This window comes from Pseudomonas hefeiensis (genome assembly GCF_030687835.1).
GTDB classification, from domain to species: domain Bacteria; phylum Pseudomonadota; class Gammaproteobacteria; order Pseudomonadales; family Pseudomonadaceae; genus Aquipseudomonas; species Aquipseudomonas hefeiensis.
Map to the genome: position 1 here is coordinate 2,085,739 of NZ_CP117449.1, position 22,656 is coordinate 2,108,394.

The 22,656-nt window shown below is 59.9% G+C and carries 24 protein-coding genes and 1 pseudogene; 11 read left to right on the forward strand and 14 right to left on the reverse strand.

Annotated features, from left to right (window positions below; genetic code table 11):
- Window positions 1-62 precede the first annotated feature (62 nt).
- On the reverse strand, window positions 63-1,361 hold the full coding sequence (tcuC, locus tag PSH57_RS09125; RefSeq protein ID WP_305389089.1) for an MFS transporter: 1,299 nt from the start codon (window positions 1,359-1,361) through the stop codon (window positions 63-65).
- A 357-nt stretch (window positions 1,362-1,718) separates the two neighbouring features.
- Here tcuC and PSH57_RS09130 point away from each other — a divergent pair, with 357 nt between their 5' ends.
- Entirely contained in the window at window positions 1,719-2,717 is a 999-nt protein-coding gene (locus PSH57_RS09130) for an FAD:protein FMN transferase (protein ID WP_305389090.1), read from the forward strand.
- Between the two features lie 210 nt (window positions 2,718-2,927).
- Entirely contained in the window at window positions 2,928-4,322 is a 1,395-nt protein-coding gene (gene sthA, locus PSH57_RS09135; RefSeq protein WP_305389091.1) for a Si-specific NAD(P)(+) transhydrogenase, read from the forward strand.
- A 42-nt stretch (window positions 4,323-4,364) separates the two neighbouring features.
- Here the strand turns inward: sthA and PSH57_RS09140 are convergent, their stop codons facing one another.
- On the reverse strand, window positions 4,365-5,087 hold the full coding sequence (locus PSH57_RS09140; protein WP_305389092.1) for a glycerophosphodiester phosphodiesterase: 723 nt from the start codon (window positions 5,085-5,087) through the stop codon (window positions 4,365-4,367).
- Window positions 5,084-5,680 (reverse strand): PilZ domain-containing protein, encoded by a 597-nt coding sequence (locus PSH57_RS09145; protein ID WP_305389093.1) that lies wholly within the window; start codon window positions 5,678-5,680, stop codon window positions 5,084-5,086. Before PSH57_RS09145 ends, PSH57_RS09140 begins: the two co-directional genes overlap by 4 nt.
- Window positions 5,681-5,774: 94 nt before the next feature.
- On the opposite strand from PSH57_RS09145, the gene PSH57_RS09150 reads away from it, so the two are divergent.
- The 3 genes and pseudogenes from PSH57_RS09150 to PSH57_RS09160 all read left to right on the forward strand — a co-directional run bounded on the left by PSH57_RS09150 (window position 5,775) and on the right by PSH57_RS09160 (window position 9,025).
- Window positions 5,775-7,025, forward strand: coding sequence for a lipoprotein-releasing ABC transporter permease subunit (locus PSH57_RS09150; protein ID WP_047227222.1), 1,251 nt, complete (start codon window positions 5,775-5,777; stop codon window positions 7,023-7,025).
- Between the two features lie 7 nt (window positions 7,026-7,032).
- A complete protein-coding gene (lolD, locus tag PSH57_RS09155; protein ID WP_162843734.1) occupies window positions 7,033-7,716 on the forward strand; it encodes a lipoprotein-releasing ABC transporter ATP-binding protein LolD in 684 nt (227 codons plus the stop codon).
- 63 nt (window positions 7,717-7,779) lie between these two features.
- A pseudogene (locus PSH57_RS09160) lies at window positions 7,780-9,025 on the forward strand (lipoprotein-releasing ABC transporter permease subunit).
- Window positions 9,026-9,208: 183 nt separating this feature from the next.
- On the opposite strand, the gene PSH57_RS09165 reads toward PSH57_RS09160, so the two are convergent.
- Both PSH57_RS09165 and PSH57_RS09170 read right to left on the reverse strand, forming a co-directional pair.
- Window positions 9,209-10,561 carry a heavy metal sensor histidine kinase gene (locus PSH57_RS09165; protein ID WP_305444865.1) on the reverse strand — a complete coding sequence of 451 codons (1,353 nt, stop codon included), beginning with the start codon at window positions 10,559-10,561 and terminating at the stop codon, window positions 9,209-9,211.
- On the reverse strand, window positions 10,558-11,238 hold the full coding sequence (locus PSH57_RS09170; protein WP_305389097.1) for a heavy metal response regulator transcription factor: 681 nt from the start codon (window positions 11,236-11,238) through the stop codon (window positions 10,558-10,560). Before PSH57_RS09170 ends, PSH57_RS09165 begins: the two co-directional genes overlap by 4 nt.
- Window positions 11,239-11,389: 151 nt before the next feature.
- Here PSH57_RS09170 and copI point away from each other — a divergent pair, with 151 nt between their 5' ends.
- Complete coding sequence (gene copI / locus PSH57_RS09175) at window positions 11,390-11,911, forward strand: copper-resistant cuproprotein CopI (RefSeq protein ID WP_305389099.1); 522 nt, start codon at window positions 11,390-11,392, stop codon at window positions 11,909-11,911.
- A 61-nt stretch (window positions 11,912-11,972) separates the two neighbouring features.
- Window positions 11,973-12,803, forward strand: coding sequence for an NADPH-dependent 7-cyano-7-deazaguanine reductase QueF (gene queF / locus PSH57_RS09180; RefSeq protein ID WP_256230413.1), 831 nt, complete (start codon window positions 11,973-11,975; stop codon window positions 12,801-12,803).
- A 172-nt stretch (window positions 12,804-12,975) separates the two neighbouring features.
- On the opposite strand, the gene PSH57_RS09185 is transcribed toward queF, so the two are convergent.
- Window positions 12,976-13,239, reverse strand: a complete 264-nt coding sequence (locus PSH57_RS09185; protein ID WP_305389101.1) for a DUF4404 family protein — start codon at window positions 13,237-13,239, stop codon at window positions 12,976-12,978.
- 109 nt (window positions 13,240-13,348) lie between these two features.
- The gene (locus tag PSH57_RS09190; RefSeq protein WP_305389102.1) at window positions 13,349-13,969 is read right to left on the reverse strand and encodes an HAD superfamily inactivated hydrolase PcrP; all 621 of its coding nucleotides are present in this window, start codon (window positions 13,967-13,969) and stop codon (window positions 13,349-13,351) included.
- A 201-nt stretch (window positions 13,970-14,170) separates the two neighbouring features.
- Here PSH57_RS09190 and PSH57_RS09195 point away from each other — a divergent pair, with 201 nt between their 5' ends.
- The 3 genes from PSH57_RS09195 to rssC all read left to right on the forward strand — a co-directional run bounded on the left by PSH57_RS09195 (window position 14,171) and on the right by rssC (window position 16,868).
- A complete protein-coding gene (locus PSH57_RS09195) occupies window positions 14,171-14,860 on the forward strand; it encodes an MlaA family lipoprotein (protein WP_305389103.1) in 690 nt (229 codons plus the stop codon).
- 344 nt (window positions 14,861-15,204) lie between these two features.
- A complete protein-coding gene (gene rssB / locus PSH57_RS09200) occupies window positions 15,205-16,386 on the forward strand; it encodes a two-component system response regulator RssB (RefSeq protein ID WP_092403215.1) in 1,182 nt (393 codons plus the stop codon).
- Window positions 16,386-16,868, forward strand: a complete 483-nt coding sequence (gene rssC, locus PSH57_RS09205; RefSeq protein ID WP_047227232.1) for an anti-sigma factor antagonist RssC — start codon at window positions 16,386-16,388, stop codon at window positions 16,866-16,868. Before rssB ends, rssC begins: the two co-directional genes overlap by 1 nt.
- 209 nt (window positions 16,869-17,077) lie before the next feature.
- Here the strand turns inward: rssC and tal are convergent, their stop codons facing one another.
- Window positions 17,078-18,004, reverse strand: a complete 927-nt coding sequence (gene tal, locus PSH57_RS09210; RefSeq protein ID WP_305389104.1) for a transaldolase — start codon at window positions 18,002-18,004, stop codon at window positions 17,078-17,080.
- A 177-nt stretch (window positions 18,005-18,181) separates the two neighbouring features.
- Entirely contained in the window at window positions 18,182-19,192 is a 1,011-nt protein-coding gene (gene dusA, locus PSH57_RS09215; protein ID WP_305389106.1) for a tRNA dihydrouridine(20/20a) synthase DusA, read from the reverse strand.
- A 103-nt stretch (window positions 19,193-19,295) separates the two neighbouring features.
- Here dusA and PSH57_RS09220 point away from each other — a divergent pair, with 103 nt between their 5' ends.
- Window positions 19,296-20,447: a site-specific integrase gene (locus PSH57_RS09220; RefSeq protein ID WP_305416679.1), complete on the forward strand. Its 1,152-nt coding sequence runs from the start codon at window positions 19,296-19,298 to the stop codon at window positions 20,445-20,447.
- Here PSH57_RS09220 and PSH57_RS09225 read toward each other — a convergent pair.
- From PSH57_RS09225 to PSH57_RS09250, 5 genes are all read right to left on the reverse strand, one after another.
- Window positions 20,422-20,697 carry a pyocin activator PrtN family protein gene (locus PSH57_RS09225; RefSeq protein WP_122567964.1) on the reverse strand — a complete coding sequence of 92 codons (276 nt, stop codon included), beginning with the start codon at window positions 20,695-20,697 and terminating at the stop codon, window positions 20,422-20,424. The genes PSH57_RS09220 and PSH57_RS09225 overlap by 26 nt on opposite strands.
- Before the next feature lie 256 nt (window positions 20,698-20,953).
- Window positions 20,954-21,499 (reverse strand): DUF2786 domain-containing protein, encoded by a 546-nt coding sequence (locus PSH57_RS09230; RefSeq protein WP_305389108.1) that lies wholly within the window; start codon window positions 21,497-21,499, stop codon window positions 20,954-20,956.
- Between the two features lie 277 nt (window positions 21,500-21,776).
- Window positions 21,777-22,040, reverse strand: a complete 264-nt coding sequence (locus PSH57_RS09240) for a hypothetical protein (protein WP_305389109.1) — start codon at window positions 22,038-22,040, stop codon at window positions 21,777-21,779.
- Window positions 22,041-22,097: 57 nt separating this feature from the next.
- Window positions 22,098-22,304 carry a hypothetical protein gene (locus PSH57_RS09245; RefSeq protein WP_003199711.1) on the reverse strand — a complete coding sequence of 69 codons (207 nt, stop codon included), beginning with the start codon at window positions 22,302-22,304 and terminating at the stop codon, window positions 22,098-22,100.
- A complete protein-coding gene (locus PSH57_RS09250; RefSeq protein ID WP_305389110.1) occupies window positions 22,301-22,639 on the reverse strand; it encodes a DUF7673 family protein in 339 nt (112 codons plus the stop codon). Before PSH57_RS09250 ends, PSH57_RS09245 begins: the two co-directional genes overlap by 4 nt.
- Window positions 22,640-22,656: the final 17 nt, after the last annotated feature.

Below are 22,656 nucleotides of genomic sequence, written 5' to 3' on the forward strand. Positions count from 1 at the left end.
TCGCTCCCACATTGGAGCGCGTAAATCCCTGTGGGAGCGAGCCTGCTCGCGATAGCAATCTGTCAGGCACCGCTCGCCGCCAAGGCCTGTGCAGTCCGCAGTTCATGCCGATTACCCTTGAACAGCACCAGGGTAGCAATCAACCCCAGCACCGCCGCCCCACTGAGCCATATCCCCGGCGCGGCCTTGTTGCCCAACACATGAATCAGATAAGTACAGGCCGCTGGGGTAAATCCGCCGAAGGTCGCTGTTGCCAGGCTATAAGCCAGAGAGAAGCCGGTGGTGCGCACTTCGAGCGGCATGATTTCCGTCAAGGCGACTACCATGGCGCCGTTGTACGATCCATACAGAAACGACAGCCACAACTCCACGATCAACAAATGACTGAAGCTGGGGTTCGCCACCAGCCAGGACAGCGCGGGATATGCCGTGAGGATCGCCAGAATAGTCGCACCCAGCAGCAAGGGCTTGCGTCCGATCTTGTCGGAAAAAGCTCCCATCACCGGCAGCCAGAAGAAGTTCGACAGACCGATGCATACTGTGACCAGCAACGCATCCAGGTCCGACAGGTTCAGTTCGGCTTTACCGAAGGTCGGTGTGTACGCCGTGATCAGGTAAAACGACACCGTGGTCATCACCACCAGCGCCATGCCGGCCAGGACGATGCCGAAGTTCTGACCGATGGAACGGATGATTTGCGACAAGGAAGGACGATGCTTTCTCGCTTGGAACTCAGGTGTTTCTTCCAGTGAACGACGGATCACGAATATCACCGGCACGATCATGCAACCCACCAGGAACGGCACGCGCCAGCCCCATTCGCCCATCTCCAGGGGGCTCAGCCAGTGATTGAGGCCAACACCCAGCAGACCGGCGAACACTACGGCGGCCTGTTGACTGGCCGATTGCCAACTGACAAAGAAACCCTTGCGCCCCGGCGTGGAAATTTCCGCCAGATACACCGACACGCCACCCAGCTCAACGCCAGCGGAGAAGCCTTGCAGCAGTCGCCCCAGCAGCACCAACAGCGGTGCCGCCACGCCGAGGGTGGCGTAACCCGGCACACAGGCGATAAGCACGGTGCCAGCGGCCATCATCGCCAAGGTGATGATCAAGCCTTTGCGGCGGCCGTGCCGGTCGATGTAGGCACCGAGAAAAATCGCCCCCAGCGGGCGCATCAAGAACCCGGCGCCAAATGTGGCCAGGGACAGCATCAGCGAGGCGAAAGCGCTGTCGGTGGGGAAGAACGTCTTGGCGATGGCCGTGGCGTAGAAGCCGTAGACCATGAAGTCGAACATCTCCAGGAAGTTGCCGCTGACAACCCGGAAAATCGCCTTGCCGTTGCTGGTGTTGGAAGACATGGGTAGCTACTCGTTCTGGTAAATCTTGTATGAAGGCGCTGCACCCCTGTGGGAGGCTTGCAGGAACCTTGGAACCTTGGAACCTTGGAACCCAGGAGCCCAGGAACCCAGGAACCCAGGAGCCCAGGAGCCCAGGAGCCCTGGAACCTGTGGGAGCAAAGCTTGCTCGCGATCCAGGCGATGCGGTTCAACTGCAAGACCGAGTCATCGTTCATCGCGAGCAAGCTTTGCTCCCACAGGGCTCCATTGGCTCTCACAGGGCTCCATTGGCTCCCGCGGGTTTTTTTGTGTGCACTGGCGTTCATAATGGCCGGCGTGGTTTCGAGGGGGGATGAAGATTTGTTAACTGGACGGTGGATGGGGCTTGTGGTCTTGCTCGGGGCCCTGGCTGGCTGCGGCAGCGGCGAGAGCCTGGAGCGCTTTGATGGACCGACCATGGGTAGCCGTTACTCCATCCAGTACGTCAGGCGTTCCGCCGCGCCCGGTCCGAAGGAGGTGCAGGCCGAGGTGGAAAGCATCCTTGGGCAAGTGGATCGACAGTTCTCTACCTATCGCAGCGATTCGGACATCGAACGTTTCAATGCGTTGCCGGCCAATAGCTGTCAGCTCATGCCCGGCCCGGTCCTGGAGCTGATCCGCGTGGGCGAGCAGTTGTCGGCTCAAAGCGATGGCTCGTTCGACCTGACCGTGGAGCCGCTGCTGAACCTGTGGGGCTTCGGTCCCCAGTCCCGAGAAGAGAAAGTACCGACCGCAGAAGCCCTGGCCGTGGTGCGCCAACGCGTCGGGTATGGTCATCTGTGCATCGACGGCGACCGCTTGTGCAAAGACGCTGCGGTGGAAGTCGATTTCAACAGCCTCGCTGCTGGTTATGCCGTCGACCGTATCGCTGCCAGGTTCAAGGCCTTGGGCATCGACAGTTATCTGGTCGAGGTCACTGGCGAACTCAAGGCCGCCGGACGCAAACCCGATGGTGCGGCCTGGCGTATCGCCCTCGAAGAACCTCGGGACGACCGGAGGGTGGCCGAGCGTGTCATCGAGGTCAACGGCTACGGGGTTTCCACCTCGGGTGACTACCGTAAATATTTCGAGCAGGGCGGCAAGCGTTATTCCCACACCTTTGACGGCCGCACCGGTACGCCGGTCCTACACAACCTGGCGTCAGTCACGGTGATTCATCCTTCGGCGTTGATGGCCGATGGACTATCGACGCTGTTGCTGATTCTCGGTCCCGAACGGGGTTGGGACTATGCCGAAAAACACGGTGTCGGGGTATTTTTCGTGCTGCGCGATGGCGATCGTTTTTTGACTCGTACCAATGATACGTTTGAACGCATAAGCAGCGCGAAAAGCCAATAACGACAGCGCAATGAAAGGCTACCTGTGGCGAAATAGCGCAGGCAAAACTAGCCTACGACGCGACCAAGGGGTAATGTGCGCGGCGTTGACGCTTCTATAGACTGTGGCCGGGCTTATGAACCGGCCCCAAATTGTTCCTTCATGTCGCTGGCCGGCATGATTTAGCCGTGGTGCCAAATGTGGTGCCGCGGCCTGTTCTGAGGAGTACGCATGGCTGTCTACAACTACGACGTGGTGGTATTGGGTTCCGGCCCGGCGGGAGAGGGCGCGGCAATGAACGCCGCCAAGGCAGGGCGCAAGGTCGCGATGGTCGACAGCCGTCGGCAGGTCGGCGGCAACTGCACCCACTTGGGCACCATCCCGTCCAAGGCCTTGCGTCACTCGGTCCGGCAGATCATGCAGTTCAACACCAACCCGATGTTCCGCGCCATCGGCGAGCCGCGCTGGTTCTCCTTCCCGGATGTGCTCAAGAGCGCCGAGAAGGTGATCTCCAAGCAAGTCGCCTCGCGCACCGGTTACTACGCCCGCAACCGTGTCGACGTGTTTTTCGGCACCGGCAGCTTTGCCGACGAGCAGACCGTTGAAGTGGTTTGCGGCAATGGCGTGGTCGAAAAGCTGGTGGCCAAGCACATCATCATCGCCACCGGCTCGCGCCCCTATCGTCCGGCCGATATCGATTTCAACCACGCGCGTATCTACGATAGCGACACCATCCTGAGCCTGGGCCATACCCCGCGTAAGCTGATTGTCTACGGCGCCGGGGTGATCGGTTGCGAATACGCCTCGATCTTCAGCGGCCTGGGTGTGCTGGTCGAACTGGTGGATAACCGCGGCCAGTTGCTGAGCTTCCTGGACTCGGAAATCTCCCAGGCCCTGAGCTATCACTTCAGTAACAACAACATCACCGTGCGTCACAACGAGGACTATGACCGCGTCGAAGGCGTGGACAACGGCGTGATCCTGCACCTCAAGTCCGGCAAGAAAATCAAGGCCGATGCCTTGCTCTGGTGCAATGGCCGCACTGGCAACACCGACACCCTGGGTCTGGAAAACATCGGCGTGAAGGTCAACAGCCGTGGGCAGATCGAAGTTGACGAGAACTACCGCACCTGCGTGACGAACATCTTCGGCGCAGGTGACGTTATCGGTTGGCCGAGCCTGGCCAGCGCCGCCCATGACCAGGGCCGCTCGGCGGCAGGCAGCATTGTCGACAACGGGAGCTGGCGCTTCGTCAACGATGTACCGACCGGCATCTATACCATTCCGGAGATCAGCTCGATCGGCAAGAACGAGCAGGAGCTGACCCAGGCCAAGGTGCCCTATGAAGTGGGCAAGGCCTTCTTCAAGAGCATGGCGCGGGCGCAGATCGCCGGAGAGCCGCAGGGCATGCTGAAGATCCTGTTCCACCGCGAGACGCTGGAAGTGCTGGGCGTGCACTGCTTCGGTTACCAGGCGTCGGAGATCGTTCACATCGGCCAGGCGATCATGAACCAGCCGGGTGAGCTGAACACGCTGAAGTATTTCGTCAACACGACGTTCAACTACCCGACCATGGCCGAAGCCTATCGGGTAGCGGCCTATGACGGGCTCAACCGGCTTTTTTGAGCGGCTCCGGCCGGTGGCCTGAGCCGGCCGGGGAGACCGATTTCAGCAATTCTCGAGGGTGGCAGTGGCCAAACCGGGAAAGTCTGTAATCAGGCTGTCAACGCCGAAGTCGGCGAGCCTGCGCATCAGCGCGGGCTCGTTGACCGTCCACACCGACACATGCAACCCCTGACGCTGCGCCTTGATCAGGCGTTCCGGCGTACACAGGGTCCAGTTGAGCGCCAGAATCTCACAGCCATAACTCTGGGCGACCTTCAGCGGGTCGAGCCAGGCGTATTCGGCCACCAGCCCGCGGGAGATGTCCGGGGTCAGGTCCAGGGCCGCCTTGAGTACTTCGCGGGAGCCTGAGGTGATGGTGATTTTTTCCAGCAACCCGAAACGCTCGGCCATTTCGCGAATCCCCAGCACGGTGGCAGCGGCGCGGGTGCGTGAGGCGCTCTTGACCTCCAGTTGCCAATGCTCGAAATCACATTTTTCGAACAGTTCCTCCAGGCGCGGGATCGGGCACGGCTTGATCCAGCCCGGGCCACCCTTGCGCGCGTCGTAGGTCACCAGCTCGGCGGCCGAATGCTCCACGACCTTGCCCCGGCGATCGGTGGTGCGCTTGAGGGTCGGGTCGTGGATCACCATCAACTCGCCGTCCATTGAAAGGTGCAGGTCCAGCTCGCATCGGCGCACGCCGTGCTTGAGGCATTCCTGGAAACCGGTCAGGGTGTTTTCTGGCGCTTCGCCCTTGGCGCCGCGGTGGCCATAAATGAGGGTCACGGTTCTTCCTTATTGATGCCTGATTCGTTCAGTTCTCGCGCCAGGCGCCGCTCCTGCGCCTGCTTCTGCAGGATGTAGCGGGCCAGCAACTGACGCTGGGCATCGGTGGGGCGTTCGAACTCGGTGCCCACGTCATAGCCGTCGTCCTTGGGGTCGCAATGAGTAACCCGGGCCCGGAGCAACAGCCCCAGCGCCTGGGGCATCAGCACCATCTTGATCGACAGGTGCGCGCCGACGGCAATGGGGCTGGGGGATTGGAAGTCAATGCCGCCTTCGGAAATGATCACCGGCTGCGGCTCGCCGATTTCTCCGAGTGCGGTCAGGGCGATGACCTGGCTGAGCAGATCGATGCGTTTGTGCATGACTTTCAGGTACGCGGCGATGCTGCGCTCGCGCTCGCTGATCTGGCGCAGCAGGTGCTGCGATTCGAATTCGCTCAGGTGCAGCTCGCTGAGCAGATTGAACAGTGGAGAAGCATCCTGCAACACTTCCTGGCCAGCAGCTTCAGGAATGGAGAGGGGCCGAATTTCCAGTGCGATCGTGTCCTCGATACGGTAGTATTCGCGGCGATCTTCTTCATCTAATGTCGACATGGCGAACCCATGGTAGCGGCGGTGGTCTGAGTGTAAAGCTGGTTTGTGACCCCCGCCACAAGGACGTTCCTTTTCCCTCCGAACAAGCCCCGACATGTTCAGACCTCTCTTCGTATTTATCGGCACGCGTTATACCCGTGCAAAACGTCGCAATCATTTCGTATCGTTCATTTCCCTGACTTCAATCATCGGGCTGGCCCTTGGCGTGGTCGTGATGATCGTCGTGCTGTCGGTGATGAACGGTTTCGACCATGAAATGCGCACCCGCGTGTTGGGCATGGTGCCCCACGCCACCCTCGAAACCGGCGAAGCCATCAGCGACTGGCCGAGCCTGGCCGCGAAGGTCAAGCAGAACCCGCAGGTGCTGGCTGTTGCGCCGTTCACCCAGATGCAAGGGCTGCTGACGCACAATGGCAAGGTTTCCAAGGTCTTGCTCAATGGCATTGACCCTGGGCTTGAGCGGCAGGTGTCGATCATCGACAACTTCATGAAGCAGGGCAAACTCGACGACCTGGCGCCAGGCAGCTTCGGCATCGTCATCGGCGACAAGGCGGCGGCCAAGCTCGGCGCCGCCATCGGCGACAAGCTGACGTTCGTTGCGCCGGAAGTCACCGTGACCCCGGGCGGAATGTTCCCGCGCATGAAGCGCTTTACCGTCGTCGGTATTTTCCATGTCGGCGCTGGAGAGCTGGACGGTTACCTGGGCGTCACCAATCTTCAGGACCTGGCTCGTCTGCATCGCTGGAAGCCGGATCAGGTCCAGGGCCTGCGGTTGAAGTTCGACGATCTGTTTCAGGCACCGCGGGTTGCCTGGACCATCGCCCAGCAACTTGGCGAAGACCGCTATTACGCCCGGGACTGGACGCGCACCCACGGCAACCTGTACCAGGCAATTCGCATGGAAAAAGCCATGATCGGCCTGCTTTTATTGCTGATCGTCGCCGTGGCCGCGTTCAACATCATCTCCACCCTGGTAATGGTGGTGAACGACAAGAAAGGCGATATCGCCATCCTGCGTACCTTGGGCGCCACGCCGGGGCAGATCATGCGGATCTTCATGGTCCAGGGTACGGTCATTGGCGTGATCGGTACGGTGGTCGGCGCCTTGGTCGGGATGTTTGCCGCGCTGAACGTCAGTGCCGCGATTGCCGCACTCGAAGGCTTGATCGGGCACAAGTTTCTCAACGCCGACGTGTATTTCATCGACTACCTGCCGTCGCAGTTGCAGACGGACGATGTATTGATGGTCTGCGGCGCCGCGTTGGTCCTGAGTTTCCTCGCCACCCTGTATCCAGCCTGGCGTGCCGCGCGCACCCAGCCTGCGGAGGCGTTACGTTATGAGTGAGTCGGGCATGAGTGAAAAAGCAATCTTGAGCTGCCGTAACCTGGGCAAATCCTACGAGGAGGGGCCGGAGTCGGTGGTGGTGTTGTCGGGCTTGCAGCTGGAGCTGCATCCGGGCGAGCGTGTGGCGATTGTCGGCACCTCCGGGTCGGGCAAAAGTACCTTGCTCAATCTGTTGGGTGGCCTCGATACACCGACCGCCGGCAGTGTCTGGCTGGCGGGCGAAGAACTCTCGGCGCTGAATGAGAAGGCCCGTGGCCTGCTGCGCAACCGTTCCCTGGGCTTCGTTTACCAGTTCCACCATTTGCTGCCTGAGTTCACCGCGCTGGAGAATGTCTGCATGCCGCTGTTGATCGGTCGCACCGCGATTCCCGAAGCCCGGCAGCGGGCCACGGCGTTGCTGGAGCGGGTCGGATTGGGTCATCGCCTGGAACATAAGCCGGCAGAGTTGTCCGGTGGCGAGCGCCAGCGCGTGGCGATTGCCCGGGCCCTGGTCAACAAGCCGGGGCTGGTCATGCTCGACGAGCCGACCGGTAACCTCGACTCCCACACCGCCCAAGGCATTCAGGACCTGATGCTGGAACTCAGTACGTCAATGCGTACCGCATTCCTGGTGGTGACCCACGACATGAACCTGGCCCGGCAGATGGACCGCGTCCTGCACTTGCAGGAAGGTTGCCTGACGCCCATTTGACCGACCGAAACCCGGCGCTTGCTGCAAGCGCCGGGTCTTTAATTTTCATACGGTGCCCCGCGAATGTTCAGACCGTTATCGATCTTCATCGGCACGCGCTATACCCGCGCCAAGCGCCGCAATCGCTTTGTTTCGTTCATTTCCATGACCTCGATGATCGGCCTCGCCCTGGGGGTGCTGGCGATGATCGTGGTGCTGTCGGTGATGAACGGCTTCCAGCGCGAAATGAGCTCGCGCATCCTGGGTATGGTGCCCCACGCCACCATCGTCGGCGTCAAGCCGATCGACGACTGGCAGCCGGTGGCCGCCGCGGCGCTGAAAAATCCTGAGGTGATCGCCGCCGTGCCGTTTACTGAAATGGAAGGCATGCTCAGCCATAAAGGCGCGATGCAGCCGATCCAGATCAGCGGCATCGACCCGGCCCAGGAAGGCAAAGTGTCGATTGTCGCCCAGCATATTGTCCAGGGGCGTCTCGATGCCTTGAAACCAGGCGAATTTGGCGTGGTGATCGGCGAAATCACCGCCCGGCGCTTCCGTTTGAACGTCGGTGACAAACTGACCCTGATCGTGCCGGAAATCAGCACCGCGCCGGGCGGCATCACTCCGCGGATGCAGCGCTTGAATGTGGTCGGCGTGTTCAAGGTTGGCGCCGAGCTGGATGGCTCCATGGCGCTGATCCACGTGGCCGACGCTGCGCAAATGCAGCATTGGCAGCCGAATCAGGTGCAAAGCGTGCGCCTGGCGGTCAAGGACCTCTACGCCGCGCCGCAAGTTTCCGGCGACATCGCCACAGGCCTCGGCGCGGGCTACAAGGCCGACGACTGGACCCACACTCAGGGGCAGCCTGTTCAGTGCCATGAAGATGGAAAAAACCATGATCGGCCTGCTGTTATTGATGATTGTCGCGGTGGCGGCGTTCAACATCATCGCGACCCTGATCATGGTGGTTAATGACAAGGGCGCGGATATCGCGATCCTGCGCACTATCGGCGCGACGCCGCGGCAGATCATGGCGATCTTCATGGTCCAGGGCACGGTGATTGGCGTGGTCGGTACACTGGTCGGCGGCGTGCTCGGGGTGATTGCGGCCTTGAACGTCAGTGACCTGGTAGGTTGGGTGGAAAGGGTAACGGGCCAGCATATTTTCAGTTCCGACGTGTATTTCGTCAGCAACCTGCCCTCGGAGCTTCAACGCGGTGATGTGCTGCTGATCTGCTCGGCCGGGTTCATCCTGAGCTTCCTCGCCACGGTTTACCCGGCCTGGCGTGCGGCGAAGGTCGAGCCGGCGCAGGCGTTGCGGTATTCCTGAATCAGTGCAAAACCTTGTGCCAAGTCGACACTCTCTGTGGCGAGGGGATTTATCCCCGCTGGGTCGCGAAGCGGCCCTAAACCCTGGCATCTGGGTGTAGCAGGCAGGTTGAGTTGACTGTATTGGGGCTGCTTCGCAGCCCAGCGGGGATAAATCCCCTCGCCACCAGGGATTGCGTCGGGCTTAATCCCCCTTCGGCAACTCAATCAAAAACCGCGTCCAGCCATCGGCCGATTCGCAGCGGATCTGCCCGCCATGGGCGCGGATGATCGAGCGGGTGATGGCCAGTCCCAGCCCAGCGTGTTCGCTGCTGCCTTCCTGGCGAGCCGGGTCGGCGCGATAGAAACGGTCGAACAGACGCGGCAGCAAGTCCGCTGAAATCCCGTTACCGCTGTTCTCCACGTTCACATGCACCTGTCGAACACCCTCGACAATATGTACCCGTACTTCGCCACCGTTAGGCGTGAAGCGCAAAGCATTGTCCAGCAAGTTGGACAGGGCCCGGCGCAACATGCTGCGGTCTCCCTCGATGCGAGCGTTGCCTTCGCGGCTTAAACGAACGTGGACGTCTTCGGCCAGCGGCGCGAAAAACTCCAGCAGCAGATCCACTTCCTGAGCCAGTTCCAGCGGTTCGCGGCTGGGTGCCAGCAAGCCGTGGTCAGCCTTGGCCAGATAGAGCATGTCGTTGACCAACTGCGCCATCCATTGCAGCTCTTCAAGATTGCTGTGCAACGCTTCGCGATAGTCCTCCAGCGAGCGTTCGCGGGTGAGGGTGACCTGGGTGTGGGTCAACAGATTCGACAACGGGGTGCGCAATTCATGGGCGATGTCGGCAGAGAACGCCGAGAGCCGTTGAAACGCATCGTCGAGGCGTCGGAGCATGTCATTGATGCTGTGGGCCAGTTCCGCCAGTTCGGCGGGCATGTGTTCTTCCGGCAGTCGGGCATTGAGAGAACGGGCCGAGACGCTGCCGGCGATGGCCCCCATGCGTCGTAACGGCCGCAAGCCGCGACGGGCGGCCCAGGCGCCGAGCAGGGCGGTAGCCAGGGCGGACAGGCCGACCGTCAACCAGATCAGGCGCTGCATGCGCTGCAGGAAGTGCTGGTGGTGGGTGATGTCCAGCAGCAGCGTCAGTTGCGGCGAATCCGGACGCTCGGGGTACAGCGGCGCATCCAACACCCGGTAATCAGTCTCGGCGTCACTGAGGGTGGACAGGCCAGGACGCTCCGCCAACTGCGCCGGAATCCGCAGCGAATTGTCGTACCAGCGCACCCCATCGCTACCTTTGATGCGCAAGGCCAGGTCGGCTTGGCGACTGAGTTCATCTGCCAGACGGCTTTTGGTCTGCTCGGCATCAAGCCCTTGCAGGGCGCGGCGCAGGCCGATCAGCTTGCCTTCAAGCAGTTGCTGATCCAGCTCGATGAAGTGCGCCTCGCTGCCCCGGCTGAACAGCACGCCGGCAAACAGTGACACCACGGCGGTACAGGCGGCGAACAGCAGTGCTAGTCGGCTGCTCAGCGACCAACGCCCCCTCACAGGTTGCGCTCTTCAAGGACATACCCCATTCCCCGCACGGTGTGGATCAGCTTGCTAGGGAAGTCATCGTCGATCTTGATTCGCAGGCGCCGTATTGCGACTTCGATGACGTTGGTGTCGCTGTCGAAGTTCATGTCCCAGACTTGGGAAGCAATCAGGGATTTGGGCAGGACCTCGCCCTGGCGACGCAGGAGCAGCTCCAGCAAAGCGAATTCCTTGGCGGTGAGGTCGATGCGCCGGCCGCTACGTTCGACGCGGCGGCGGATCAGGTCCAGGCGCAGGTCCGCCAGTCGCAGGCTGGTTTCCTGAGGCGTCGAGCTGCCTCGGCGCAACAGGCTGCGCACTCGCGCCAGCAATTCGGAAAAGGCAAAGGGTTTGACCAGGTAGTCGTCGGCGCCCAACTCCAGGCCATGTACACGATCCTCAACCGCATCCCGCGCGGTGAGAAACAGCACCGGCGTATCCAGGCCGGCCCCGCGCACGGCCTGCAGAATCTGCCAGCCATCGCGGCCGGGCAGCATCACATCGAGGATCAGCAAGGCATATTCACCGCTCAAGGCCAATTGCTGACCGGTAATGCCATCGGCCACCAGATCGGCGTTGAACCCGGCTTCGGTCAGGCCCTGGCGCAGGTATTGGCCGGTTTTGGTTTGGTCTTCGACGATCAACAGTTTCATGGGCAGCTCAAGGCGTTGTTGGAACGAGGGCGTTATACCGCGTCGGGCGTGGCCGTGGCTCTACCTGACAAAGTTGTAATCGAGCCGTCAGCCGATTGGCAGGCGTGCAGGTATAGAGTGCCCACAGGCTGAATCTGACAGGAGTATGGACATGTTAATGGCAAACCGCTTGATCCTGACCGCCTTTGCACTGGTGCTCAGCGCACCATCGTGGGCGTCACCGGGCCATTTTGATTTCGGCCAGCCTGCGTCGGCGGCCAAGGCCAGTCGCAGCATCGATGTGGTGATGGGGGATATGACCTTCGATCCCGGCGCACTTGATATCAAGGCAGGGGAGACCGTTCGGTTCGTCCTGATCAATAAAGGTCAGTTGCTGCATGAGTTCAACCTGGGCAATGCCGCGATGCACGCCCAACATCAGCAGGAAATGCTCAAGATGCAACAGAGCGGACAGTTGACCCCGACCGCGATGAAGCAGGGGATGGCTCATGGCTCCATGGCCCACGGGCAGGCCGGTATGCGCCATGAAGACCCCAACAGTGTGCTGGTGGAGCCGGGCAAAACCGCCGAGCTGACCTGGACCTTCAACAAGACCATGCGGCTGGAGTTCGCCTGTAATGTGCCTGGCCATTACCAGGCCGGGATGAAAGGCAAGCTGACAGTCAGTCAGTAAGCACTCAAAGGCTGGGGCAAAGGCTGATAGAATCTGCTGATTCTTCAGTCAGGTTTCCGTCATGCATCCCGCAGCCGAACATTCGCCGCTGGGCAAATCCAGCGAATACATTGCCACGTACACGCCGTCATTGCTGTTCCCGATCCCGCGCACCGCGAAATGGGCGGAACTGGGTCTGACGGCCGAGACCCTGCCGTACAAGGGCGTGGATTTCTGGAACTGTTTCGAGCTGTCATGGCTGCTGCCGTCCGGCAAACCGGTAGTGGCCATTGGCGAATTCGCAATTGCGGCGGACTCACCGAACATCATCGAATCCAAATCCTTCAAGCTGTACCTCAACTCGCTGAACCAGACACCATTCGCTGATACCGCGAGCCTGGAAGCGACCCTGCGCCAGGACTTGTCTGCGGCTGCGGGCAAACCCGTCGGCGTGCGGATCCGTAGCCTGAAGGACGTGGAAGGTGAAGGTGTCGTGGCATTGCCCGGCGTGTGCATCGATGACTTGGACATCACCGTCGACTCTTACGAGCATCCGCGCCCGGAGCTGCTGCGTTGCGATGATTCGCGCATCGTGGAGGCAAGCCTGCACAGCCATCTGCTCAAATCCAATTGCCCGGTGACCAGCCAGCCAGACTGGGGCAGCGTGGCGGTGCAATATCGCGGCGCGGCGCTGGACCCTGCCAGCCTGCTGGCCTACATCGTCAGCTTCCGCCAGCATTCGGATTTTCATGAGCAGTGCGTGGAACGGATTTTTCTCGACCTGCAGCGGCTACTCAAGCCGGAAAAGTTGACGGTGTATGCGCGTTATGTGCGCCGGGGTGGGCTGGACATCAACCCGTATCGCAGTACTGAAGAGGTACAACTGCCGAACCATCGCCTGGTCCGGCAATAAAGATCTAATGTGGGAGGGGGCTTGCTCGCGAATGCGGTATGTCAATCGACATCGGTGTTGGATGTACCATCGCCTTCGCGAGCAAGCCCGCTCCCACAGGGGATTGCGTTTCATATCGTGAAAACTGAAAAAGCCCCGCTAGCGATAGCAGGGCTTTTTGCATTTGAAGGGTTCAGATCCCCATGTTGCCCAAGGCTTGCACGATGTTGCGCAAGGTCCCGGCAATGGTAGGGTGATCCAGTTCGAAGCGCTCGACGGCCAGGTTCACGCCATCGACCAGGTCAGCATTCTGAAGCTTATTATCCAGTTCGATCTCGGCTTCGAGCTGCATCATCAGTTGATGCAGATTCTCGCGCTCCGGCTCGGAAAGCGGCGGGTTCTGTTCCAATTGCTCGCGCAGTTCATCAAGTTGTTTCTGCAGTTCGCGGGCAGGCATTGGCGTACTCCCTTTATTGATAGGCACAGCCATGGACCGCGACGGTGCGTCAAAAGTCCGTGGCTTGCCTTAAGAGTAATCCACCCTCGTGCACCTTGCATGATCTCGGTCAGGGCTTTTCGCCTTTGAGCCGACGCAGGCTGATATCCGCCAGGCAGGTGTCGAGTTCACCCAGATGATCGATCACCGAATGCACGCCCAGGCCGAACAGCTGCACGGTCGCCTTCGCGCGCTTGGTCTCCCGTTCCTGTTGGCTCAGGACCTGCCATTCGTTCGGTGCCAGACCACACAGCGAGCCGCAGGAGGCCAGCCCGATGGTCCACAAACCTGCATTGAGCCCCGACTGCAACAAACGAGGCTCACCGCTGACCAGCACGCAACCGTCCAATTGCTGGACGTTTAATGCCATCAAGGCCTGCCAGCAAGCATGCGGGGCCGGCCAAGGATAATTTGTTGCTGGAAGTTGCGGCGCTTTGATCCACGCCGGTAACGAAGCTGCCAGGCTATGACTGACGGCCGGTGGCAGCTCGTCGAGCCAGGCGCAGGGAGTCTCCTGAAGCTGCAAAAGACGCAGGCTTTCGAGGGCACCGGGGGTCGGCTGCGAATGCTCAGTAGGTATTGCACCTGACTGTCGCGCCCTTGCCCCGAAATCCACCAGGCAACCGCTCAAGCCAAACAGTACGGCGGTCAGGCTGGGTGCGGGCAGGGGCAGGGTTTCGGCGCGGGGCATGGGAGCGTCCTTGAAATATCTCGCAGCCTAACCTTCGTCAATGACAGTCCAATGACAGTGAAATGATGGCGTTAGATTGCGGAAAGATCCTACAGTCAGCTTCTCTTTCAGTGCTGTCTATCCAGGCGTTCCGCTTTATACTAGCGCCCTTACCGCCTGGGCTCGGCGCCCTTGCCTGAATAATCCAAGGAGTTTTCCCCTATGCGCTGGAGCCATTGTCTAGCTCAGTTGTGCTTCTCTGCCTGCGTCCTGCTGGTTCCGTTCGCCGCCCAGGCCGCTACGGAAGACGATCCTTGGGAAAGCATCAACCGCCCGATCTTTACCTTCAACGACACCGTTGATACCTACGCGCTCAAGCCGCTGGCCCAGGGTTATCAGTACGTGACGCCACAGTTTCTCGAAGACGGCATCCACAACATGTTCCGCAACATCGGTGATGTGGGCAACCTGGCCAACAATGTATTGCAGGCCAAGCCGGCTGCTGCCGGGGTCGACACGGCCCGGTTGATCTTCAACACCACCTTCGGCCTGTTGGGCTTCTTCGACGTGGGCACCCATATGGGCCTGCAACGCAGCGATGAAGATTTCGGCCAGACCCTGGGTTATTGGGGAGTCGGCAGTGGTCCGTACGTGATGCTGCCGTTGTTGGGTCCAAGCACCCTGCGCGACGCGCCGGCCAAGCTTGTCGATGACTACACGGCCCCTTATCGTTATATCGACAACGTCTCGGTGCGTAACTCGATCTTCGGCTTGAACATCGTCGACACCCGCGCCAGCCTGCTGTCTGCCGAAAAACTGGTGAGCGGCGACAAGTACGTGTTTATCCGCAACGCCTTCCTGCAGAACCGCGAATTCAAGGTCAAGGACGGCCAGGTCGAAGACGATTTCTGATTTCGACCTGCACGCAGGAAGGCGGCCCTTGAGGCCGCCTTCTTTGCTTTGGCACGCCGTTTTGGCAAGGATCGAACCTTCCATTGAGTTACGCTTCGCTCGGTTCTTATAACTCTCTGTACTTTGACAAACCAAGACGGCAAGCGGCTATCTGCATGAGCTTGAAACACCCCGCGGATGGGAGTACCGTCTGCGCCTTAGAAGGGCACCTCTGATGTAACTGTGTGTAGGACAAGGGCCTGCACCCGGTACGACAGAGAGGCTAGAAAGCGAATCCAGTAGTGAGCGCCAGGCCCGGTTGCCCAGCCCGCTACGCCAACCTAATTCTGGCGCCGTTTGCCCACATGCCAAAAACCAGTGCCACGCTGCTGATAATCGATGATGACGAAGTGGTGCGAGCCAGCCTCGCAGCCTACTTGGAAGACAGCGGTTTCAGCGTCCTGCAGGCCAGCAACGGTCAACAGGGTCTTCAGGTATTCGAGCAAGACAAGCCCGACCTGGTCATCTGCGACCTGCGCATGCCGCAGATGGGCGGACTCGAACTCATTCGCCAGGTCACCGAGCTTTCCTCGCAGACCCCGGTCATCGTGGTTTCGGGTGCGGGCGTGATGAATGACGCGGTCGAGGCGTTACGCTTGGGCGCGGCCGATTACCTGATCAAGCCCCTTGAAGACCTGGCCGTGCTCGAACACTCGGTGCGTCGGGCCTTGGACCGTTCACGCCTGCTGGTGGAGAACCAGCGTTACCGCGAAAAGCTGGAAACCGCCAACCGCGAGCTGGAAGCCAGCCTGAACCTGCTGCAGGAAGACCAGAACGCCGGCCGCCAGGTGCAGATGAACATGTTGCCGGTCAGCCCTTGGACCGTCGACGATTTCCGTTTTGCCCACCAGATCATCCCGTCGTTGTATCTGTCGGGAGATTTTGTGGACTATTTCCGGGTAGATGAACGTCGCGTGGCGTTCTATCTGGCGGACGTTTCCGGCCACGGCGCATCGTCAGCGTTCGTGACGGTGCTGTTGAAGTTCATGACCACACGCCTGTTGTTCGAGTCCAAGCGCAACGGCACATTGCCAGAGTTCAAACCCTCAGAAGTTCTTGGGCATATCAACCGGGGCCTGATCAGTTGTAAGCTGGGTAAACACGTCACAATGGTCGGCGGAGTCATCGACGAGGAGACGGGTTTGTTGACCTACAGTATCGGCGGTCATCTGCCGTTGCCTGTGTTGTATACGCCAGACAGTGTTCGTTACCTGGAAGGGCGTGGTTTGCCGGTGGGCCTGTTCAATGAGGCTACCTACGAAGACCACGTGCTGGAACTGCCGTCGACCTTCAGCCTGACGCTGATGTCTGATGGCATTCTGGACCTTTTGTCAGAACCTACACTCAAAGAGAAAGAAGCGGCCTTGCCTGAACGGGTAAGCGCAGCGGGCGGCAGCCTGGAAGGCTTGCGTCAAGTGTTTGGATTAGCCACGCTAGGGGAGATGCCGGATGATATCGCCCTGTTAGTGTTGAGCAGGAATCTTTGATGAGTACCGGTAGAATCCAGTTCGCCGAGCAGGACGGCACCTTTGTCCTGAAGTTTGTCGGTGAAGTGCGCCTGACCCTCTGTTCGGCGCTGGATGCGACTATTGAGCGGATCTTCACCGCGTTGAACTTCAACGCCATCGTGATCGACCTGACCGAAACCCGCAGCATCGACAGCACCACCCTGGGCCTGCTGGCCAAGCTGTCGATCCTGTCGCGGCAAAAGGTCGGCCTGCTGCCGACCGTCGTCACCACCCACAACGACATCACCCGTCTGCTGCAATCCATGGGCTTCGACCAGGTGTTCAATATCGTGGGCGATCCCGTGCCATGCCCTGAGTGCCTGGACGATCTGCCTGATCAGGATCAATCGGAAGAGGAAGTGCGGATCAAGGTGCTCGAAGCCCACAAGATTCTCATGGGGCTGAACGATTCCAATCGTGAAGCGTTTCATGACCTGGTGAGTGCGCTGGAACGGCCCTGATCCATCGGTTTGCGTAGACTGAGCGGGCCTCATCGCGCGCAGGCTCGCTCCCACAAGGTCTTGCATCGACCCCCATCTCCGAATCGCCCAAAAGCCCCCTGTGGGAGCGAGCCTGCTCGCGATTACGTCCGGCCAGCCGCCACCTTCCCAAGCATATAAAAAAGGGCGAACCCAGCAAGGTTCGCCCTTTTTCTTACTTCGAAATCACCTCAAAGCTTGGCTTGCAGCAACGCCTCCAGCTTCTCCTGGTCCCGAGCGAACTGACGAATGCCTTCAGCCAGTTTCTCGGTCGCCATGGCGTCCTCGTTGGACAACCAGCGGAACTGCGCTTCATTGAGACTCAAGCGCGCTTCGCCGGCTTGGCCAGGCGCCAGTTTACGTTCCAGCTTGCCCTCGTCGACGGCCAGTTTTTCCAGCAGATCCGGGCTGACCGTCAAGCGGTCGCAGCCGGCCAGTTGCTCGATCTGGTTGAGGTTGCGGAAGCTTGCGCCCATGACCACGGTTTTGTAGTCATTGGCTTTGTAATAGTTGTAGATGCGCGTCACCGACTGCACGCCCGGATCATCGGCACCGGTGTAGTCGTTGCCATTGGCCTTCTTGTACCAGTCGTAGATGCGGCCGACAAAGGGCGAAATCAGGAACACGCCGGCATCGGCACAGGCCGCAGCCTGGGCGAAGGAGAACAGCAGCGTGAGGTTGCACTGGATGCCTTCACGCTCCAACTGCTCGGCGGCGCGAATACCTTCCCAGGTGGACGCGATCTTGATCAGCACGCGATCACGGCCAATACCGGCCTTTTCGTACAGGTCGATCAGGCGATGCGCACGTTTCAACATGGCTTCGGTATCGAACGACAGGCGCGCATCCACTTCGGTGGAAATACGCCCCGGAATCACCTTCAGAATCTCTTGCCCAACCGCCACGGCGAAACGGTCGCTGGCCAGGCCTACATCGCCTTTGCAATCCGCCACACAGGCGTTCAGCAGCTCGGCGTAGCCTTGAATGGCCGAGGCCTTGAGCAGCAGGGAGGGGTTGGTGGTGGCATCCACGGGTTTAACCCGGGCGATGGCTTCGAAGTCGCCGGTATCGGCCACTACGGTAGTGAATTGTTTGAGTTGTTCCAGCTTGGAAGTCATGAGCGTGCTCTGTCCTATGGGTCTGTTGACATTACCCGAGGGCCGGCAGCCACTCAAGGGCGTGAAGAGGGATCGATGGCCCCAGCGGCAACAACCAGAAAACGGTTGTTTGAAAGGCCGGGCAGGTATCGGTAGATACGATGCCAAAACAGCACGCAGGTTCAAAGCAAGTGACGGTTAACGCCCTTCGAGCAACTGCCCCGCCTGATCCAGCAGCGCCAACGGATCCTTGGCCTTGTGAATATCCACCGACAACAACTGCCGAAACCGCCGCGCCCCCGGAAAACCGGTGCCGAGCCCCAGCACGTGTCGGGTGATGTGATGCATCGCCCCGCCTGCGGCCAAGTGATTGGCGATATATGGCCGCAACTGCGCCAGCGCCTCGGCCCGGGTGATGACTGGAGCGGTGCTGCCAAACAGTTGTTGATCCACCTCGGCCAACAGATACGGGTTGTGATAGGCCTCGCGCCCCAGCATCACGCCGTCGAACGTGCGCAAATGCTCATGACACGCCTCCAGCGTCTTGATCCCGCCGTTGAGCACGATCTCCAGCTCCGGAAAGTCCGCCTTCAGCCGCGCCGCCACGTCATAACGCAGTGGCGGGATGTCGCGATTTTCCTTCGGCGACAACCCCTCCAGAATCGCAATCCGCGCATGTACGGTAAAGCTCGTACATCCGGCCTCGCGCACCGTCCCGACAAACTCACACAACTGCTCGTAGCTGTCCCGCCCGTTGATCCCGATCCGATGCTTGACCGTCACCGGAATCGACACCGCATCACGCATCGCCTTCACACAATCGGCCACCAACTCAGGATGCCCCATCAGGCAGGCGCCGATCATGTTGTTCTGCACTCGATCGCTCGGGCAGCCGACGTTGAGGTTGACCTCATCGTAGCCGTGTTCCTGGGCCATGCGGGCGCAGGCGGCCAGATCGGCTGGGACACTGCCGCCCAATTGAAGCGCCAGGGGATGTTCGGCTTCGTGGTGGCGCAGGAAGCGTTCGTGATCGCCGTTGAGCAAGGCGCCGGTGGTGACCATTTCGGTGTAGAGCAGGGCGTGTTTGGAGAGGATGCGCAGGAAGAAGCGACAGTGGGCGTCGGTCCAATCCATCATGGGTGCAACACTAAAGCGCCGAGACAGCGTAGGCCTTGTATTTACTGGGCTAAAGCTCTGTTTATCTAGCATTTTCTTCAACGTGTTCTGGGCGTGATTTCGGGTGTTTTCAGGCGTTTTTGAGGGGTCGGTGGTACGATGTACCACTTCAAAACTGACGCGTACCACTTTTGACATGGCGACTATCAGGGCAAGAAAACTGGCGGATGGGTCTGTTAGCTACACGGCTCAGATCCGCATCAAGCGCGACGGAGTGCAAGTCTATCAAGAGAGCCAGACCTTCGCCCGAAAACAGGCGGCGCAGGCCTGGGCGCGAAAGCGTGAATCCGAACTGGATGAACCTGGTGCGATTGAGCGAGCGAGCCGCAAAGGCGTCACGCTCAAAGAGATGATTGACCAGTACCTGATCGAGGTTGAGAAAGCCCGGCCGCTGGGCAAGACCAAACGAGCAACCCTCACGGCCATTGGCGAAACGTACATGGGTAAGCTGGACGATACCCAGGTCAACACGCAATGCCTGGTCGATTACGCGCTATGGCGAATGAGCCCCGAGGGGGGAGGCGTACAGCCGCAGACCGCCGGCAACGACTTGGCCCACCTCGGTGCGGTGCTTTCCATTGGCAAAGACGCTTGGGGTTATCAGCTTGATCCTCTGGCGATGGGGGGCGCACGGCGCGTACTGCGCAAGCTCGGCTACAACTTGAAAAGCCGCGAGCGTGACCGGCGCCCTACGCTGGACGAGCTGGGCAAGCTCATGAAGCATTACCAGGACATGCAGGCTCGGCGTCGAAGCATCATCAACATGATGAAAGTGGTGGGCTTCGCGCTGTTCTCGACGCGCCGACTCGACGAAATCACCCGGATTCGCTGGGACGACCTCGACGAGCCCGGCCAGCGAGTGTTGGTACGCGATATGAAGAACCCAGGCCAGAAGATCGGCAACGACGTGTGGTGCTACGTGCCAGACGAGGCCTGGAAAATCCTCCAGACCATGCCCCGTGTCGGCGAAGATATTTTCCCCTATAGCCCTGAATCAATTTCCACGTCCTGGGCGAAGGCCTGCAAGATCTTGAATATCCAGAATCTGCACTTCCATGACCTCCGGCACGAAGGTGTAAGCCGTCTGTTCGAAATGGACTGGGATATTCCCCGGGTGTCGAGCGTTTCAGGACACAGGGATTGGAATTCGCTGAGGCGCTACACCCACCTACGTGGCAAGGGTGATCGCTATGTGAAGTGGGAATGGTACGAAGAGATATTGAGGGCGCCCGTCCAACTGGGCGCCGCATCAATGAAATGGCTCAAACGGCGTGTTTTAACCCGTTGAGCTGGTTGTTCTCCTTAACCGCGGCTGCGCGCTGTTGATCGAGATACGCGGCCAAGTCGGTGATATGGATCCCCTTGGCCGACTTCTGGCTACGTTCCAGGCGGGTGATCGGGATCTTGATCTGCCCGCTCATCACCTTGCGTTGAAACATGTCGGGCGTCAGGTGCGTGAAGTAGTCCCGGCAAACCTGCTCCAGCGAGATAATCGCCTGGCCGTCGTACTGGGCCATCAGGATAAAGGCTGTGTTCATGATGTCCCTCAAATTCGAAACGATTGGTGAATGAGCGTCGGCCGGGCGGCACGTCCTGCAGGTTGCGCCTCGTTCGCCTGGATCTCGCAAATGAACCTGTGCCTATTCCGATTCGTTGCGCTCAGCGCGTTGGTGAGCCGTGGCAACGCGCCGATACATTGCTCATAGGCATCCGGCCCATGCCAGCTTTGAGCAGGCAAAACCTGGCAGTCAGTACGAGTTGCGTCGCTGCATAAGTACAAAAGCAAGAGGACCGTCATACGTTCCCCTTCCGCCCAAGGCGGGGACGGACATGCGTTGGTTTTATCGCTGAAGCCATAGCAACGACCCGCATATCGCTCTCGCTCAGCTCCATCTCCTTACTGCCTGATGGGGTTGCGGGAAATAATCGGTTGGCCTGTACAAATGCGGAGAAGGCCTCGTCGAAGTGCGCGGCCAGCGCGTTTCGCAAGGCGTCGTAGTGAAGCTCGAACTCAATTGCCTCAGCCGGTGTAACTTCCACGCCGACCTTCTTTGGTCGGCCCCGGCTGGTATACAGGCCAGGTGTACATGTGTCGCACACCTTGGACATGATCTGCGCCGCGAGCTTACGGTCGTACACGTTCAAAATCGGAAACCAACGGATTTCTCGGCACTCGTCGTTTAAGTCGTCGATGGTTAAGCCGTGACGCGCTAACAAGTTATTCAGCATGCGTTGCGCATTATCCTTCTCGCCGCCTTCGCCGCGCTCTGCGAGGGCCATTAGCTTGCGTAGCTTGGCCTGGACCTTCGCATCGCCTCCACGGGGCATGTTTGCTTGCATGGTGCTTCTCCTGGTAAGCGGTGGGGGAGTTGCCGCTCCCCGCGTTCCGCTTTTTTTGATTGTCAGCGTGCGTAGCGACGCGTTTGGTTTTGTCTTATTGCTTCCCGCTCAGCCATGAAAGCTGCCCACTCCAGCGTTTTGCGCTTCTGGCGAATCCGACTACAGGCCTGGTGCTTGCGGGTGGAGCGCGCTTTGCCACAGATATCGCAGCGGCTGGGCAGGTCGAGGCGTTGACTTGCCATGGCTGGCCGTGTCCTCGCTGGGCTGACAGACATAATTACTGCCCTCCCATGAGCATGCGTGTCAGGGCGTTGGGCTGGCCGTCCGGTGTCAATTTGCTCAGCGGCTGGGTGGTGGTGCGTCCATTGGCGCTACGCAATGTGGCTACGCCGCCGTTGATCTCTTCAATCACAGCTTTGCGAGCACTGAAGCGATAGCTGCGACCGCCGCCACTGATTGCCACGTAGCTGACCGTGTCGCCGATACCCAGCGGGGTTGTGGTAGCCTCTGCGGTGCTACCTTGGGTTTGACTCACTTGCATGGTGCTTCTCCTTTGGTGGTAGGTGTCGGGGAGTTGCCGCTCCTCGACACCGTCTTTTCAGGCCGTTGTGGCCTGGTCTTGCTTGATGATCGCGATGACTTCGTCCCGGTCCTTCGCATAAGCGAAAGGCAATTCGCCGCCTGGGCGAGTGATGGGGTAGCGCGCTTCTGGCAACCGGCACTCGGCCACGGTGTAGCCGCTGTCGGTAATCCAGCAGTTTTGCTGCACTTGCCCGTCTCGGTTGCGTTTCGGTGCCCACTTCATGCCCAGACCCTACGCAGGTCCTGCCAGATCTCATCGCCGTCGGGGAAATAGGTGTGAACCTCTTGCTCGGGGCTGTTATCCAGCCGCAGGACTGCAATGCAGTCGTCGAACAGGCCTGCGTCGAGACGGCGCAGCTCGGTCAGGTCAAACGGATGTGCCGGGCCGTTGTACAACCCGAGCAGAAAACGCCCGATTACCCCGCTTTGACCTGTGTCGCGCTGCGCGACCGGCAGCAAGCGAACCAGCGCCTCGACGCCGGCTTTGCGGATGGCCGGACGTTCGGCCTGGTACTGGAACAACTCGTCAAAGGAATCTTTGAGCGTTTTGTTGTGCATGGTGCTTCTCCTTGAGT